Here is a 15265-nt window from a genome sequence, read left to right on the forward strand (position 1 = left end):
CATCAAAAGGCCGCCAGCGACGTCTATCCACCTATACAAAGTAGCTCAATCCACACAATGGGTTGTCCCCACGTCGCGCATTGCATAGGCTTGCGCGATTGTTTGCCCGCGCACGTCGCGAGCCGCCTCGAGGAGACTGAAAATGGGCCTGAATAATCAGTGGATGCAACGCGATCTCGCGGTGTTGTGGCATCCCTGCACCCAGATGAAAGACCACGAACAGCTGCCGCTGATCCCGATCAAACGCGGTGAAGGCGTCTGGCTGGAAGACTTCGAAGGCAAACGCTACCTCGACGCCGTCAGCTCCTGGTGGGTCAACGTGTTTGGCCACGCCAACCCGCGGATCAACCAGCGCATCAAGGATCAAGTCGATCAACTGGAGCACGTGATCCTCGCCGGATTCAGCCATCAGCCAGTGATCGAATTGTCCGAGCGCCTGGTGAAAATGACGCCGGAAGGCCTGACCCGATGTTTCTACGCCGATAACGGTTCGTCCTGCATCGAAGTCGCGCTGAAAATGAGCTTTCACTATTGGCTCAACCGCGGCCAGCCGAACAAGAAGCGCTTCGTCACCCTGACCAACAGCTACCACGGCGAGACCATGGCGGCGATGTCGGTGGGCGACGTCCCGCTGTTCACCGAAACCTACAAGGCCCTGCTGCTGGACACCATCAAGGTGCCGAGCCCCGATTGCTACCTGCGCCCGGAAGGCATGAGTTGGGAAGAACATTCGCGCAACATGTTCGCTGCCATGGAACAGACCCTGGCCGAGAACCACGACACCGTCGCCGCAGTGATCGTCGAGCCGCTGATTCAGGGCGCCGGCGGCATGCGCATGTACCACCCGGTTTATCTGAAACTGCTGCGCGAAGCCTGCGACCGCTATGGCGTGCACCTGATCCACGACGAAATCGCCGTCGGCTTCGGCCGCACCGGGACGATGTTCGCCTGTGAACAGGCCGGCATCCGTCCGGACTTCCTCTGCCTGTCCAAGGCCCTGACCGGCGGTTACCTGCCGTTGGCGGCCTGCGTCACCACCGAAGATGTCTACAGCGCGTTCTACGACGACTACCCGACCCTGCGCGCCTTCCTGCACTCCCACAGCTACACCGGCAATCCCCTGGCGTGCGCGGCAGCCTTGGCGACGCTGGATATCTTCGAAGAAGACAACGTCATCGAGAACAACAAGGCCCTGTCTCAGCGCATGGCCAGCGCCACCGCGCACCTGGCCGATCACCCGAACGTTTCGGAAGTGCGCCAGACCGGCATGGTGCTGGCCATCGAGATGGTCAAGGACAAGGCCACCAAGGAAGCGTATCCGTGGCAGGAACGTCGCGGCTTGAAAGTGTTCCAGCATGCGCTGGAGCGTGGTGCTTTACTTCGTCCGTTGGGCAGCGTGGTGTACTTCCTGCCGCCGTACGTGATCACGCCTGAACAGATCGACTTCCTGGCCGAAGTGGCCAGCGAAGGCATCGACATTGCGACCCGTGACAGCGTTAGCGTGTCGGTGCCGAAGGACTTTCATCCGGGCTTCCGCGATCCGGGCTGACGCATCGAACGATGCGGTCCATGTGGGAGTGAGCCTGCTCGCGATTGCGGTGTAACAGTCAAAATTGATGTCGACTGACACCCCGCTATCGCGAGCAGGCTCACTCCCACAAAGGTTCGCGCACAGAAGCCGACAATGATTCAGATGATTAACACCCTTTTCAGAGATCCAAGATGAGACTGTCCCGCTTCTTTATCGACGCCCCCTTGAGCACTGGCGAACACGAGTTGCCCGAGGCCCAGGCCCATTACATCAGCCGCGTGCTACGCATGGCCGAGGGTGATGCGCTGCAACTGTTCGACGGTTCGGGCCATGAGTTTCGCGCCACGCTGGTGGAGGTCGGCAAGAAGCGCGTCGTGGTGCAGATCGATGAAAGCTTCGCCGGGCAGGTCGAGTCGCCATTGTCGATCCATCTCGGCCAGGGCTTGTCCCGTGGCGAGCGGATGGATTGGGCGATTCAGAAAGCCACCGAACTGGGCGTCACTGAAATCACTCCGATCTTCAGCGACCGCTGTGAAGTCCGGCTGAAGGATGAACGCGCCGACAAACGCCTGATGCACTGGCGCCAGGTTGCGATCAGCGCGTGCGAGCAATGCGGGCGTTCACGGGTGCCGGTGATTCATCCGCCGCTGCTGCTGGCCGATTGGCTGAAGCAGACGGAGGCCGAATTGAAACTGGTACTGCATCCGGTGGCCGAACCATTGGTGAGCCATGCGAAACCGGCGACGCTGGCGTTTTTGATCGGCCCGGAAGGCGGGTTGTCCGATGCTGAAGTCGATCAGGCTAAATCGGCGGGGTTCCATGCTGCCCGCCTCGGTCCTCGGGTGTTGCGCACCGAGACCGCGCCGGTGGTGGCGTTGGCTGTGGCCCAGCAGCTTTGGGGTGACTTCTAGGGCCTCTTCGCGAGCAGGCTCGCTCCCACATTGAAATGCATTCCCCTGTGGGAGCGAGCCTGCTCGCGAATGGCCGCGACGCAGTCTAGCGATCGATCTGGCTGCTACTGAACCGGATCGCTCGTCGGCTTGACGATGATCGCCTTGAGTTCGCTGGTCATCGGGAACTCAAGGTTCAAGCCCTTCGGCGGGATCGGCTGTTCAAACCAGCGCTGGTAGATGCCGTTGATCTCGCCCGAGCTGTACAGATCGGCGAGAGTCGAGTTCACCAACGCAAGAAACTGCGGATCATCCTTGCGCACCATGCAGCTGTAGATTTCCCGCGACTGCTCCTCACCCACCACGACCCAGTTATGCGGATCGCGAGCCTTGGCACGCTCACCGTAAAGCAGCGCGTCATCCATATAGAACGCCGCCGCCCGTCCTGACTGCAGCATCTGGAACGCTTCGCCGTGGTCCTTGGCGCTGATCACGAACATATCGATCTTGTGATCGATGTTGTAGCTCTTCAGAAACCGCTCGTTGGTGGTGCCCGCAGTGGTCACGACGTTCTTGCCGCGCAGGTCGGCGAAGCTTTTGATGCCGCTGTCCTTCGCCGTGAGCAACTGACCCTTCACGTAGATAAACCCGTAGGAAAACGCCACTTGCTGCATGCGCTCGGCGGTCACGCCGGTGGAGCCGCACTCAAGGTCGACCGTGCCGTTCTGCACCAGCGGAATGCGCGTTTGCGAGGTCACCAGGTTGTACTTCACCTGCAGATCCGGCAGCTCGAGTTTTTGCTTGATGCGCTCGACAATCTTGCTTGCCAGGTCCACCGAATAGCCCATCGGCTGCCCCGTGTGATCACCCACGTAGGAGAACGGCACCGACGCGTCGCGATAGCCCAGCGTGATGCTCTTGGCATTGGCAACCTTGTTCAGCGTGCCGGTCAGCGGCGCTTCGTTGGCCTGGACCTGGCTGGCGAGCAGCAGGCCGAGGGTGCAGCCGATCAACGTGATTTTTTGCATTGTTATTCTCCGTTGTGGGTAGAGCGATTAGCGGCGGGCGGCGATCACGGTGATTTCCACCAGAACCTCTGGATTCGGTTAATGCTCATCAGTCTTTCCTTTTCAAGTCAGGCGACGCGGGGGGCGAGGCCGTGCATTTCGATTGAAGGTGTGCGCCGGGCGATCAACTCGCTGAGCACCCGGGCGCTGGCACAGGCCAGGGTAAAACCCAGGGCGCCATGGCCGAGGTTGAGCCACAGGTTGCGGTACGCCGTGGCCCCGATCAATGGCACGCCGCTGGGGGTAGCCGGGCGCATGCCGGCCCATTCGATGGCGGCGTCGTAATCACCCGCATTGGGCAAGGTTTCCTGCGCCTGGCGCTTGATCAGCGCCAGACGTTTGGGGTCGACCGCCGGGTCGAAGCCGACGATGTCGACCATCGCCGCCACGCGCAATTGTTCACCGATTCGGGCGTAAACAATCTTGCGGTTGTAATCGGTGATGCTCAGCTCCGGCGCGCGATGTTCGGCGCGGATCGGCAAGGTCAGGCTGTAGCCCTTGAGCGGATACAGCGGCAGGTTCATGCCCGGCAGCGCCAGCGCCGGACTGCGATGTCCGGCGGCAATCACCAGTTGCTCGACCGGCAGCACTTGCGAACCCATTTCTACGGCCTGCACCGCGCCGTCCGCGTGGCGAATGCCGGTGACCTTGCGCCCGAGCAAAAACTCGCAACGCCCCGACGCCTGGAGTCGAGCCTGTAGTTGCTGGCAGAAAGCATGGCAATCGGCGACCTCTTCGTCAGGCGTATAAATCGCGCCCACAAACGGCGCCTCGGCCAGTGCAGGCTCCAGCTGTGCGCATTCGGCCCGCGACAGCACGTGCTGCTGTTGCGGATCGGCGAGGCCATGGCGCGCATGCTCAAAACTCGCGGCTTCACGAAACGTCACCAGTTTGCCGTTGCGCCGCCAGTCGAAACCGTCGAGACGGTCTTCGTCGCGCCAGCCTTGCAGCGTGGACTGGCTCAGCAGCGCCAGACGCAGCAGGTGCGCGCCGTTGCGCTGATTCACCGAACGACGGCAGGCCGCCAGGAAGGACGCCATCCAGCGCCATTGCGCCGGGTCCAGGCGCGGGCGCAGCTTCAACGGCGAGTCACCGCGCAACATCCAGCCAAGCGCCTGCAACGGTACCCCGGCATCGGCCAGCGGCGCGACGTAACGGTAGGACAACTGGCCGCCGTTGGCGAAACTGGTCTCGCTGCCCAGCGAATCCCGGGCCTCGATCAGCGTCACGTCGATGCCGTCGCGAACCAGTGCGTAAGCTGTCGTCAGCCCGATGACGCCGCCACCGATGATGCAAACCCGCTGAGCCATGTCTGTCCTTAACCGTTGTTGAAACAGGCTTCAGGTTAGGACCAGGTGACAGGCGTTGAACAATGCTTAAAGATGCCTGACCCATAAACAAAGGTTATGGACTCGCCATGCGACTGCGACACATCGAGATTTTCCAGGCCATTCGCCAGACCGGTTCGGTCAGTGGCGCCGCGCAGTTGCTGCACGTATCGCAGCCGGCGGTGAGCAAAGTGCTGCAACACGCCGAGCAGCAACTGGGCTTTCCGTTGTTCCTGCGGGTGCGCGGTAAATTGCAGGCTACGCCCGAAGCGCTGGAGCTTGAGCGCGAGGTCGACAAGGTCACCGAAAGCCTGCAAGGCGTGCGACGTCTGGCCCAAAGCTTGCGGCGCGAGCCAGGTCACAGCGTACGGATCGGCGCGATCCCGGCGCTGGCCCTGTCGCTGCTGCCGCCGGCGATCAATGAGTGGACGCAACGTTACCCGGACATCGTCTGCGAACTGTCCAGCGCCCACAGCCGTGAGCTGATGCAGAATTTGTTGATGCGCGAAGTGGATGTCGCGCTGACCTTGCAACCGCCGGATCATCCGGGGTTGAAGGCGCAAGTCTTGGCTTGCGGAGTTTTGGTGGCACTGGCGCCGTTGGGTTATTGGGCCGACGACGCCTTGGGCCAACCGTTGCCATTGATCGAACTGGCCGGTGCGCCGCTGATTGGCCTGTCCAGCGCCGACCCGCTGGCGGCCAGACTCGACAGCTACCTTGAAGCGGTCGATCCGCCGCCACGGGTACGCATCGCCGTGCAGACCTATTCGCTGGCGCGGGCGATGGTTGAGTCCGGTGCCGGGCTGGCCGTGATCGATCCGTTTACCGCGCTCGGCGCATCCCCCGCCACCACGGCGATTCGACCTCTGGCGCCAGCACTACCGATTACCCTGTATGCGGTCACCCGCGCCGACGAACCGCCACCCCACACCTTGAGCGACTTGTTGCAGGTGTTCAGCCGACGGGCGCAGGCGCAACTGGATCGCTTGATCCCATAGCAGCCTTAAAGGACATAAAACAGAATCGCCACGAAGTGCAGCAAACTCCCGGCGATCACGAACAGATGCCAGATCCCATGGGCATGGCGCAAACGATGATCGAGGGCAAAAAAGATAATGCCCACGGTGTACAGCACGCCGCCCGACGCCAGCCAGGCGAAACCTGTACTGCCCAACGCCGCCAGTAACGGCTTGACCGCCACCAGCACGATCCAGCCCATCACCGCGTAGATCACGATCGACAGAATCCGCGCTTCCGAACGCGGTTTGATCTCTTGCAGGATGCCGATCAGCGCCAATCCCCAGACAATCCCGAACAGCGTCCAGCCCCACGGCCCGCGTAGCGTCACGAGACAGAACGGCGTGTAGCTGCCGGCAATCAGCAGGTAGATCGAAAAGTGATCGACCTTCTGCATGATCGCTTTCTTGCGCCCACGCACGCTGTGGTAAACGGTCGACGCGCTGTAAAGCACCAGCAAGGTAAACCCGTAAATCGCCACGCTGACGATCTTCCACGGGCTGCCGTCCATGCCGGCGATCACCAGCATCCATACCACCCCGACCACCGCTGCCACCGCCCCGACCAGATGCGTCCAGGCGTTCAATCTTTCCCCGTGATACATGTGTTGCTCACCTCAAGATTCGTTGCAACATCGCGTAAGGCTCACGCCTGAAGGTTAAAAGCGCAATGTTTCAAAACACAAATCCCCGAAGAACCCACATACGTGCACAATCGAGCCATTCGAATAAGAGTCTGCATCATGCTGATCGATGAAGAGTTGACCCTGAAAAAACTCGAGGTGTTCCTGGCCTTCATGCGCACCGGCAACCTGGCCCGGGCTGCCGCCGAATTGCAGACCAGCAACGTCAGCGTGCACCGGGCGATCCACTCCCTGGAAAGCGCCCTGCGCTGCCCGCTGTTCAAGCACGAAGGCCGCAATCTCACTCCGCTGGAAAGCGCTTATGTGCTGGAAGAACGAGCACAGAAGTTGATTCAGGACGTGGTCGAAACCGTGCGACTGACCCGCGAAGCGGCCGGGTTCTCCGCCGAGCGCTTCAAGCTCGGTTCACTGTATTCGCTGACGGTGAAGACCGTGCCGCAGCTGATCATGGGCCTGAAGATCCGCCGCAGCGAACTCAATATCGACCTGATCCTCGGCTCGAACTTCGACCTGCTGTACAAGCTCAAGAACATGGAAGTCGACGCGATCCTGGTGTCGCTGGACGAGAGCGTCAACGACCCCGACTGCGAGCAGATTCAGCTGTTTTCCGACGACATCTTTCTCGCCACACCGGCTGATTCAAGGTTTGCTCAACGGACCGAGGTCGACCTTGCCGAAGTGCGCGACGAGACGTTCATTACGCTGACCCAGGGCTTTGCCACGCACCAGGACGGTAATCGGGTGTTCAAGCAGGCGGGGTTCGAACCGAAGGTGGCGATGCAGGTCAACGACATCTTCACCCTGCTGAGCATGGTCAGCTCGGGCGTGGGTTATGCGTTGCTGCCGGGGCGGATTGCGGCGGTGTATGAGAACCGGGTGAAGCTGATTCCGTTGCAGGAAAAGTATCGGTTGCAGCAGCACATCGGGGTGGTGTTTTTGAAGGCCAAGGAGCGGGATCCGAATCTGTTGGCGTTGTTGGCGGAGTGTCGGATGTATGCCAACCGCCAGACCTGAGACCGTGTCGCGCCCATCGCGAGCAAGCTCGCTCCCACATTGGAATGCGTTCCCCTGTGGGAGCGAGCCTGCTCGCGAAGGCGTCGGTACAGTCAGCGATTATCTACCGGCTTACCCCACAATCCCGCGAACAATGAAGTACAGCAGCGAAGGCCCCAGCAAGCACCCAAGCCCGGTGTGGAACGTCGCGGTCAACGCGCCATAAGGCACCAACCGCCGATCCGTCGCCGCCAACCCCGCCGTCACACCGCTGACAGTCCCGGCCAGCCCACCAAACACCATCGCCGAACGTGGGTTATCCAGCCCCATCCAGCGTGCGGCCATCGGAGTGCCGACCATCACAAAAATCGCCTTGATCAACCCGGTGGCAATCGACAACGCCACCACATCCGAACTGGCACCAATCGCCGCCCCGGTCACCGGCCCGACGATGTAGGTCACCGCACCCGCGCCGATGGTGGTCATGCTGATCGCATCGCGATAACCAAACACCCAAGCCATGCTCGCCCCGACAATGAACGGCAGAATCGTGCCCAGCAGCAGCGCAATCACACCGATCAAACCCGCCTTTTTCGCTTCGGTGGCTTGCACTTCGAACGCCGTGGCGACGATCGCAAAGTCCCGCAGCATCGCGCCGCCCATCAGACCGATGCCGGAAAACAGCGTCAGGTCCGCCAAGCCTTTTTGCCCGCCGGTCATGGTGCCGCCGACCCAGGCCAGAACAAGCCCGATGACGATGGCAATCGCCGAACCGTGAATCCGTCCGAACGTCAGACGCTTGGACAACACCACCGACACCCACATGATCACGCCAACGAACGCGAACGCGGTGACCAGACTGTTAGTGGCCAGACCCTTCTCAATGAGTTCCCACATATCAGCGACCTCCTACTGGCGTGCCGACCGGCGTTATTTCCGCCGGTTCATCGGGCAACGGTTCGCCTTTGTGAGTCCGGCTGATCAGGGCAATGGTGCAGCCGCAGATCACCACCGAACCGATTGCCGCCAGCACCGCCACCGGGCCGCCGTGCAGCGCGGTGACGACGTTCTGTTGCGCGGCCATCGCGACCACGACGGGAATGTACATGGCGCCCCAGAAACCGACGCCCATCTCGCAGTCCTTGGTCATGCCGCCACGTTTTTGCATCCACAACCGCGCGCAGATCAACAGGATCATCGCGATCCCGACGCCGCCAACGTTGGATTTCACACCCAGCAACACGCCGAGCATGTCGCCTACGATCACCCCTGCCAGCGTACAAATCGCCAACAGCGCCACACCGTAAATAATCATTGTTGTTGTCCTCAAAGTGCATCGTCGAATGTTGTTTTTGTTGTTCGAAGGCCTGAGTCGGTGTTCTAGGGTTGGCGGCTTCCCTCCTCACGCAACAGCGCCTGCAAGGTATCGAGCCGCGCACCGTCGAAGGCAATCACGGTGCCCTGCTCGAACACCCGGCGCGCCAGCCCGGTCAGCACCGCACCGGGCGGCAGTTCGATCTGTAGACGTACGCCGCGCTCGTAAGCGCTTTGTACCGTGCCGCGCCAATCCACCACGCGGCACATGTTGAAGGCCAGGTCGTCGCGCAAGGCTTCCGTGTTGATAACGGGCCGGGCGCGACTGCCGCTCAGGTAGCCCAGCGTCGGTGTTTTCAGCTGCACCTTGGCGAAGGCTTCGGCCAGGGTTTTCGCCGGTGTTTCCAGCAGCGGGCAGTGGGACGGCACGCTGACGGCCAGACGTTTGGCCAGACCTGCACCGCGACTTTTCGCCAACTCGGCGACCGCTTTCATCGCACCATCGCTGCCGGCAATGACTACCTGGTTATCGGCGTTGATGTTGGCCAGGTAAACCGGCGTTGCGTCGCTGTGAACTTGCGCCAGCAAATCTTCCACCGTGGCCAGATCCAGACCGATGATCGCGGTCATGCCATAGCCTTGTGGATAAGCCTGCTGCATCAGCTCACCGCGCAGGCTGACCAGATGCAACGCATCGCTGAAACTCAAGGCGCCGGCGACCACCGCTGCCGGGTAGGCGCCGATGGACAATCCCGCCACGTAATCCGCCGTCATTAACAACTGGCGTGAAGCCGCGACGCCGGCGATCAGCAGGCAGAGCTGAACAGCCCTTGTCGACTTCAACGACTCGGCAGAATCCAGCAGCAATGTATCTTCGCCAAGCACTTCACTCGCCTCGATCACCGTCTCGCGAGGCAAACGATGGAGCATGCCCGGCTGCTGCGCGCCCTGGCCGGGGAACACCAGCAAACTGCTCACGCTGCTTGCTCCTGCGGGTTCCAGGGATTGGTGACCAGACAGGCTTCACTGGCGTTTTTTAGCAGCACCCGTTGCGAAGAACCGGCCCATTCGCGCAGGGCGACAGCACCGAACGGTGTCTGCAATTGCATGTCCACCTTGCAGAAAGACGCATCAAACACCCTCAGCATTTCCTGTGCCTGAGAACGATCCAACGGCTGCGGTGTACGCAGGATCAAGTCGAGGTCGCTGCCCTCATGCAATGCCTGAAAACCGCTGGCCAATTCAAACCCGGCGCTGCCGCTGACACCCCAAACCCACTCACAGGAATCGAGCATCGGCCGCAGTTGATTGAGGGCGCGCACTGCCGGCAAGTCCCGATCAATCGAGACATGGCAAAGCGCTTCCGGCCGGACTTGACGCTCGATCGCATCGACCGACATCACCGTTGCATACCGCTGTTCACGCAAACGTCCACGCACGCCGACCGCGATGTGATCCGCCGCGCTCAACGCACGCCGAACCACCACCGGTTGACCCGCACTGATCGACTCGATCACCCACGAAGGTGCATCCGCAGGCAACTGCTCCGGGGTCAGCCCCCAGAGCAGGTCGTGGGCCAGAAGCGTGTTCACCACTGCTCTCTCAGCAATTGGCGAACCTGGCTCGACGCTGCACGGTTGCTCGCGCCCAAGCGGCTGCTCAGGTCTCGGCCACGGGTGGCGACATCGCCAATCGCCTGGGTCAGGCATTCAGTCACTCGCGTCAGATCCGCCGCCGTCGGCTGCTCGATCTGTTCCACCGACAAGGTTTCCCACAGCAAACCAAGGCTCGCGTAGCTGTCGATGTCGTACGCCATCGGCGGCACGCTGGCGGCCAGTGCTTCGAGTTCTTCGACGCTGCGCAACGTCACCCGCGCCGCCGAAGCCTTGCCCATCGCGTGAACCATCACGCCAGGGTCGCGCAGGGCGATCAGCCGATTGGCCTGATACCCATGAGCCAGAAACGCCCCGGACATCGCTTTGCCCACCAGCAAACCGATCACGGCATGGCCGGCCAGTCGGGCGCGGGCATAACTGTCCGCTGCACCGGCCAGTGCCTGATGAATGCCGAGCGCTTCTTCGCGCCGACCGTAGGCCTGACTCGGCACGTCGACGATGGCGATCAAGGCGCGTTTCTGCGGTTTATCCAGATCCGCTGCGATGACTTCATCCACGGCTTTGGCCAGCCCCCAACCTTCCAGCAAACCGACCTCGCCATTGCGGGCGCGGACGAAACGGTTGTCGGGATCAGCCACCACCGCGATAAAGCGAACGCGCTGGTCACCCAAGACACCGTCGGCCACCTTCAATGAAGCGGGCAAACCATCCACCGGTTTCGCGCCCGCACTCAAGGCGTTGAACCAGCTCAAACCTCTCAGGGAATACGAACTCATGAGCGCTCTCCTTGATACAGATCGCGAACCGTCGCCGGCTCGATTTGCGGCTCGGCGTCCAGTCGGGCCAACCGTTGCAGGAACAGCTCGGCCTGACGGCTGCGTTGTTGTTCCGGCAACCCTTGCTTAAGCAATTCGCTGACCTGCTGCTGAACCTGCGCCACGTCGTCAGCGACAAAACGATCCACCAAACCGCTGGCGAAACGTTGCTCGCCACCGGTCAGGCTCCAGATGAAGGGACGATCACGGGAGTCGTACTCCTCAAGCCCGGCTTCCTGTTCGATCACTTGCGGACCGTTCAGGCCAAGCCGTGCTTCTTGCGTCACCAACAAATAGCTGCACAACCCGGCGGCAATCGACATCCCGCCAAAGCAGCCAACGCTGCCGGCCACCACGCCGATCACTGGCTGGTATTGGCGCAGATCGACAATCGCCGCATGAATATCGGCAATCGCCGCCAGCCCGAGGTTGGCTTCCTGCAAACGTACGCCGCCGGTTTCCAGCAGCAATACGGCGCGGGTTGGAATGCCTTTGCGGTTGTCCTCGGCGGCGAGTTCCAGCGCGCCGGCAATCTTCGCCCCGCCGACCTCGCCGAGGCTGCCACCCTGGAATGCACCTTCGATGGCAGCGATCACCACCGGCAAACCACCGATGCTGCCCTTAGCGATCACCACGCCGTCGTCGGCTTGCGGCACCACGCCCTGGCGCGACAGCCACGGCGACATGACGCGTTGAAACGGGTCGAGTAATTCGCGGAAGGTGCCGACATCGAGCAAGCCCTTGGCACGTTGCCGGGCACCGAGTTCGACGAAGCTGCGTCTTTGTAGGGATGGCTGGAGGAGATCAGTCATGGCCGATCTCCTCAAAGCCTTGTTCCAGACGCAAGCGCACCACACCCGGCGTCGCGCCGAAATCGTGGATATCGATCGCCATCGCCGGCGGTGTCTGACCGTCGAACATCCGCGCAAACAGATGCTGCCAGCGTTGTTCGGCGCCGTTGACCGAGGTCTGCACCTTGATCGTCAGCTTGCCGGCCTGGCCTGGTTCAATCAGCACTTCCAGATCGCCCGAGCCGACACAGCCCACCAGCGTCCGGCCGCGTGGCGGCTGCCCGGCGGGGAATTCAAAAGATAAGGTTTCCATCAGAAAGCTCCCTGGATGAGGCCGTCGCCAGACTCGATGCGGTCGATGAACAGGCAGGCTGCGAGCAAGTCGGCAGCACCGCCGGGCGAGGCATTCAACGCGATGAGTTGTTGGTCCAGCTCATGCAAACGGCGGCGGCCGGCGAGGCTGGCACTGCCGCCCGCATCGAGCACGGCTTGGGCGCCGAGTTGCATGGTCTGCAGGCCTTGTTCGCCTGCGCGGTAGAGCACGCAGGTGTCGGCCAGATTCGTCATGATCGCCAGCAAGGCATCGAGCCGGGCATTCTGCTCGCCATGACCTAGGGCGCGGCTGCGTTTGAGTTGTGGCAGCGCCCGTTGAATCACCGCCGGGAAGCCGAGCTGCGCTTCTTCACGGGCACCGCGTGCGCCGTAACGCTGGGCGACTTGCGCACCGTGGCTCAGAGGACGCGGCGCGTAACGGTCGTCGAGCAAGGCCAGACGTGCCGCACGCAACGTCACGGCGCTTGCCTTGGTATTCGTCGATTCCAGCGCGGCAGCAGCGACCAACAGACCCAAGGCCCAGATTGCACCGCGATGGGTGTTCACGCCGCCCGTGGTGGCGAGCATCACTTCCTCGCCTTCACGACCGATCAGCCCAATGGCTTCGCGCAGCGGCAAACCGACTTCGCCGAACTCGATGGCCACTTCCGCCATTTCCTTGAACGCAGGCCACAGGGACAGCGCCGAGGCGTGCATCAGCCCGAGGTGCAAATCAGTGTGTGCGCCATTACCGCGACGGTCGACCAGCGCCGGTTTCGGCGACAGGTCCGCTTCGTCGATCAGCACATCGACGGCCAGATCCGCCAACTGCTCAGCCAGGGACAGGGTTTTCGGTTGCAGGTTAAATGCGTGCATTACCAGCTCCTGAACTTGGCGGGCGGGTTGTAGAGGCCACCGGACCACTCGACCAGATCAGCCACGCTTTTCGCCGCAAGCAGTTCGCGGGTGGCGTCGGTGCGGCGGATGCCAAGGTCTTCGGGCAAGGCGATCAGACCTTCACGGCGCATGCGCGCGGTGTCCTTCGGGTTGTGGCGCAGGCCGATCACGGTGACTCCGGCCACGGCCGCGATCATCGCCTGACGCTCTTCCAGCGAACGCGCCTTGTAGAGATAGGCGATGCCTTCTTCGGTCAGCAGGTGGGTGACGTCGTCGCCGTAGATCATGATCGGTGCCAGCGGCATGCCGCTTTTCTTCGCCACTTCCACGGCGTCGAGGGTTTCGACGAAGGTCGGTTTGCCGCCCTCTTGGAAGGTTTCGACCATTTGCACCACGAGTTTTTTGCCCCGTTCCAGCAGCGCTTCGGGCGCATCGTCATGGCGCATATCGAGCCAGGCTGGGGTGCCGTGACGACGGCCGCGCGGGTCATGGCCCATGTTCGGCGCACCGCCGAAACCGGCGAGTCTTCCGCGCGTCACGGTGGAGGAATGGCCGTCGCCGTCGACTTGCAGGGTGGCGCCGATGAACAGGTCCACCGCGTATTGCCCGGCCAGTTGGCAGAACATCCGGTTGGAACGCAGAGAGCCATCGCGTCCGGTAAAGAACACGTCGGGACGGGCGGCGATGTAGTTTTCCATGCCCAATTCGGTGCCGAAGCAATGCACGCTTTCGACCCAGCCGCTTTCAATGGCCGGGATCAGCGTCGGGTGCGGATTGAGGGTCCAGTTGCGGCAGATCTTGCCCTTCAGGCCGAGGGATTCGCCGTAGGTCGGCAGGATCAATTCGATGGCGGCGGTGTTGAAACCGATGCCGTGGTTCAGGGACTGGACGTTGTGTTTTTCGTAGATCCCGCGGATCGCCATCATCGCCATCAACACATGCACAGGCTTGATGTGGCGCGGGTCGCGGGTGAACAGCGGCTCGATGTAGAACGGCTTGTCGGCCACCACCACGAAATCGACCCAGGAGGCCGGGATGTCGACACGAGGCAGGTCGCTGACATCGTCCACCAGTTGATTGACCTGAACGATGACGATGCCGTCGCTGAAGGCGGCCGGTTCGATCAATGCCGGGGTGTCCTCGGTGCTTGGGCCGGTGTAGATGTTGCCGGCGCGGTCGGCCATGAAACCGGCCGAGAGCACGACGTTGGGAATCAGGTCGACCACCAGTCGCGCATAGAGCTCGATGTAGGTGTGAATCGCACCGATTTCCAGCAGGCCATCTTCCAGCAACTGACTGATGCGCAGGCTTTGGGTGCCGGCGAAAGAGAAGTCGAGCTTGCGGGCGATGCCGCGTTCGAACAGGTCCAGATGCTCGGAGCGTCCGACGCTGGGCATGATCATGTGCAGATCATGCAGCTTCGCGGGATCAGCCTTGGCCAGGGAGCGGGACAGGAAATCCGCCTGCTTCTGGTTATTGCCCTCCAGCACCACACGGTCGCCGGGCAGGATCAATGCCTCCAGCGCCGCAACGATTTTGTCGGTGGGCAAGACCACACCGTCGGCGAGACCCCGTACCAGCTCGAGACGCCGCTGCTTTTCGCTGCGCCGCCGCGTCCATCGCGAGTCGGGGGATATTGTTGTTGTCATGACCACTCCACGGGTTCGCTGTCGTGGGAGTCACCTTAGGAGTGTTGGGTGGGGGGCATCAATCAAGCAGAGAGACGGATCGTTACGGTTAGGGTAATGGTTTGAAATGTTGGGTGGCTGTTAGATCCACCCCTCACCCTAACCCTCTCCCCAGAGGGTAGAGGGGACTGACCGAGGTGTTCTTGGAGCTACATCGACCTGAAAAACCGAGTCGAACTCAGGTTACGAAAATCATGAAGATCTGCTCCCTTTCCCCCTCTCCCCCGTGGGGAGAGGGCTGGGGTGAGGGGTGGATTTCCAACACACCTAGTTTTTATGTTGAAACAGCTGTCCTGAGAAAGCTCCACAGCAATCATCGACAAGTCCCAAAAAAGGACCAATAAGTCCCTTTTTGGGACACTC

The 15265-nt window shown here is 61.6% G+C and carries 16 protein-coding genes; 4 read left to right on the forward strand and 12 right to left on the reverse strand.

The window, feature by feature from the left end; all coding sequences use genetic code 11:
* Positions 1–142: 142 nt before the first annotated feature.
* The gene (locus AC3IUE_RS30260; RefSeq protein WP_046045254.1) at positions 143–1549 is read left to right on the forward strand and encodes an adenosylmethionine--8-amino-7-oxononanoate transaminase; all 1407 of its coding nucleotides are present in this window, start codon (positions 143–145) and stop codon (positions 1547–1549) included.
* 173 nt (positions 1550–1722) lie between these two features.
* The gene (locus AC3IUE_RS30265) at positions 1723–2442 is read left to right on the forward strand and encodes a 16S rRNA (uracil(1498)-N(3))-methyltransferase (RefSeq protein ID WP_056738997.1); all 720 of its coding nucleotides are present in this window, start codon (positions 1723–1725) and stop codon (positions 2440–2442) included.
* A 104-nt stretch (positions 2443–2546) separates the two neighbouring features.
* Here the strand turns inward: AC3IUE_RS30265 and AC3IUE_RS30270 are convergent, their stop codons facing one another.
* A complete protein-coding gene (locus tag AC3IUE_RS30270) occupies positions 2547–3449 on the reverse strand; it encodes a transporter substrate-binding domain-containing protein (protein ID WP_489264521.1) in 903 nt (300 codons plus the stop codon).
* Positions 3450–3556: 107 nt separating this feature from the next.
* Positions 3557–4798 carry a D-amino acid dehydrogenase gene (locus AC3IUE_RS30275; RefSeq protein WP_489264522.1) on the reverse strand — a complete coding sequence of 414 codons (1242 nt, stop codon included), beginning with the start codon at positions 4796–4798 and terminating at the stop codon, positions 3557–3559.
* Positions 4799–4905: 107 nt separating this feature from the next.
* Here AC3IUE_RS30275 and AC3IUE_RS30280 point away from each other — a divergent pair, with 107 nt between their 5' ends.
* On the forward strand, positions 4906–5814 hold the full coding sequence (locus AC3IUE_RS30280; protein WP_489264523.1) for a LysR family transcriptional regulator: 909 nt from the start codon (positions 4906–4908) through the stop codon (positions 5812–5814).
* A 5-nt stretch (positions 5815–5819) separates the two neighbouring features.
* Here AC3IUE_RS30280 and trhA read toward each other — a convergent pair whose 3' ends face one another.
* Complete coding sequence (trhA, locus tag AC3IUE_RS30285; protein WP_223431183.1) at positions 5820–6437, reverse strand: PAQR family membrane homeostasis protein TrhA; 618 nt, start codon at positions 6435–6437, stop codon at positions 5820–5822.
* 138 nt (positions 6438–6575) lie between these two features.
* Here trhA and AC3IUE_RS30290 point away from each other — a divergent pair, with 138 nt between their 5' ends.
* A complete protein-coding gene (locus AC3IUE_RS30290; protein WP_489264524.1) occupies positions 6576–7490 on the forward strand; it encodes a LysR family transcriptional regulator in 915 nt (304 codons plus the stop codon).
* Positions 7491–7601: 111 nt separating this feature from the next.
* Here the strand turns inward: AC3IUE_RS30290 and madM are convergent, their stop codons facing one another.
* The 9 genes from madM to mdcA form a co-directional block, all read right to left on the reverse strand.
* On the reverse strand, positions 7602–8366 hold the full coding sequence (gene madM, locus AC3IUE_RS30295) for a malonate transporter subunit MadM (RefSeq protein ID WP_056738988.1): 765 nt from the start codon (positions 8364–8366) through the stop codon (positions 7602–7604).
* Position 8367: 1 nt separating this feature from the next.
* A complete protein-coding gene (gene madL / locus AC3IUE_RS30300; protein ID WP_046045246.1) occupies positions 8368–8784 on the reverse strand; it encodes a malonate transporter subunit MadL in 417 nt (138 codons plus the stop codon).
* 65 nt (positions 8785–8849) lie between these two features.
* Positions 8850–9761 (reverse strand): malonate decarboxylase subunit epsilon, encoded by a 912-nt coding sequence (gene mdcH, locus AC3IUE_RS30305; RefSeq protein ID WP_489264525.1) that lies wholly within the window; start codon positions 9759–9761, stop codon positions 8850–8852.
* Positions 9758–10378, reverse strand: a complete 621-nt coding sequence (locus AC3IUE_RS30310; protein WP_489264526.1) for a malonate decarboxylase holo-ACP synthase — start codon at positions 10376–10378, stop codon at positions 9758–9760. Before AC3IUE_RS30310 ends, mdcH begins: the two co-directional genes overlap by 4 nt.
* On the reverse strand, positions 10372–11175 hold the full coding sequence (gene mdcE / locus AC3IUE_RS30315; protein ID WP_489264527.1) for a biotin-independent malonate decarboxylase subunit gamma: 804 nt from the start codon (positions 11173–11175) through the stop codon (positions 10372–10374). The genes AC3IUE_RS30310 and mdcE overlap by 7 nt, the downstream gene beginning before the upstream one ends.
* Positions 11172–12026, reverse strand: coding sequence for a biotin-independent malonate decarboxylase subunit beta (locus tag AC3IUE_RS30320; protein WP_489264528.1), 855 nt, complete (start codon positions 12024–12026; stop codon positions 11172–11174). The genes mdcE and AC3IUE_RS30320 overlap by 4 nt, the downstream gene beginning before the upstream one ends.
* Positions 12019–12318 carry a malonate decarboxylase subunit delta gene (locus AC3IUE_RS30325; protein ID WP_008026217.1) on the reverse strand — a complete coding sequence of 100 codons (300 nt, stop codon included), beginning with the start codon at positions 12316–12318 and terminating at the stop codon, positions 12019–12021. Before AC3IUE_RS30325 ends, AC3IUE_RS30320 begins: the two co-directional genes overlap by 8 nt.
* Positions 12318–13193 (reverse strand): triphosphoribosyl-dephospho-CoA synthase, encoded by an 876-nt coding sequence (locus AC3IUE_RS30330; RefSeq protein WP_489264529.1) that lies wholly within the window; start codon positions 13191–13193, stop codon positions 12318–12320. Before AC3IUE_RS30330 ends, AC3IUE_RS30325 begins: the two co-directional genes overlap by 1 nt.
* The gene (gene mdcA, locus AC3IUE_RS30335) at positions 13193–14863 is read right to left on the reverse strand and encodes a malonate decarboxylase subunit alpha (RefSeq protein ID WP_076029439.1); all 1671 of its coding nucleotides are present in this window, start codon (positions 14861–14863) and stop codon (positions 13193–13195) included. Before mdcA ends, AC3IUE_RS30330 begins: the two co-directional genes overlap by 1 nt.
* Positions 14864–15265 lie beyond the last annotated feature (402 nt).

This window comes from Pseudomonas sp. GL_093, assembly GCF_057837605.1.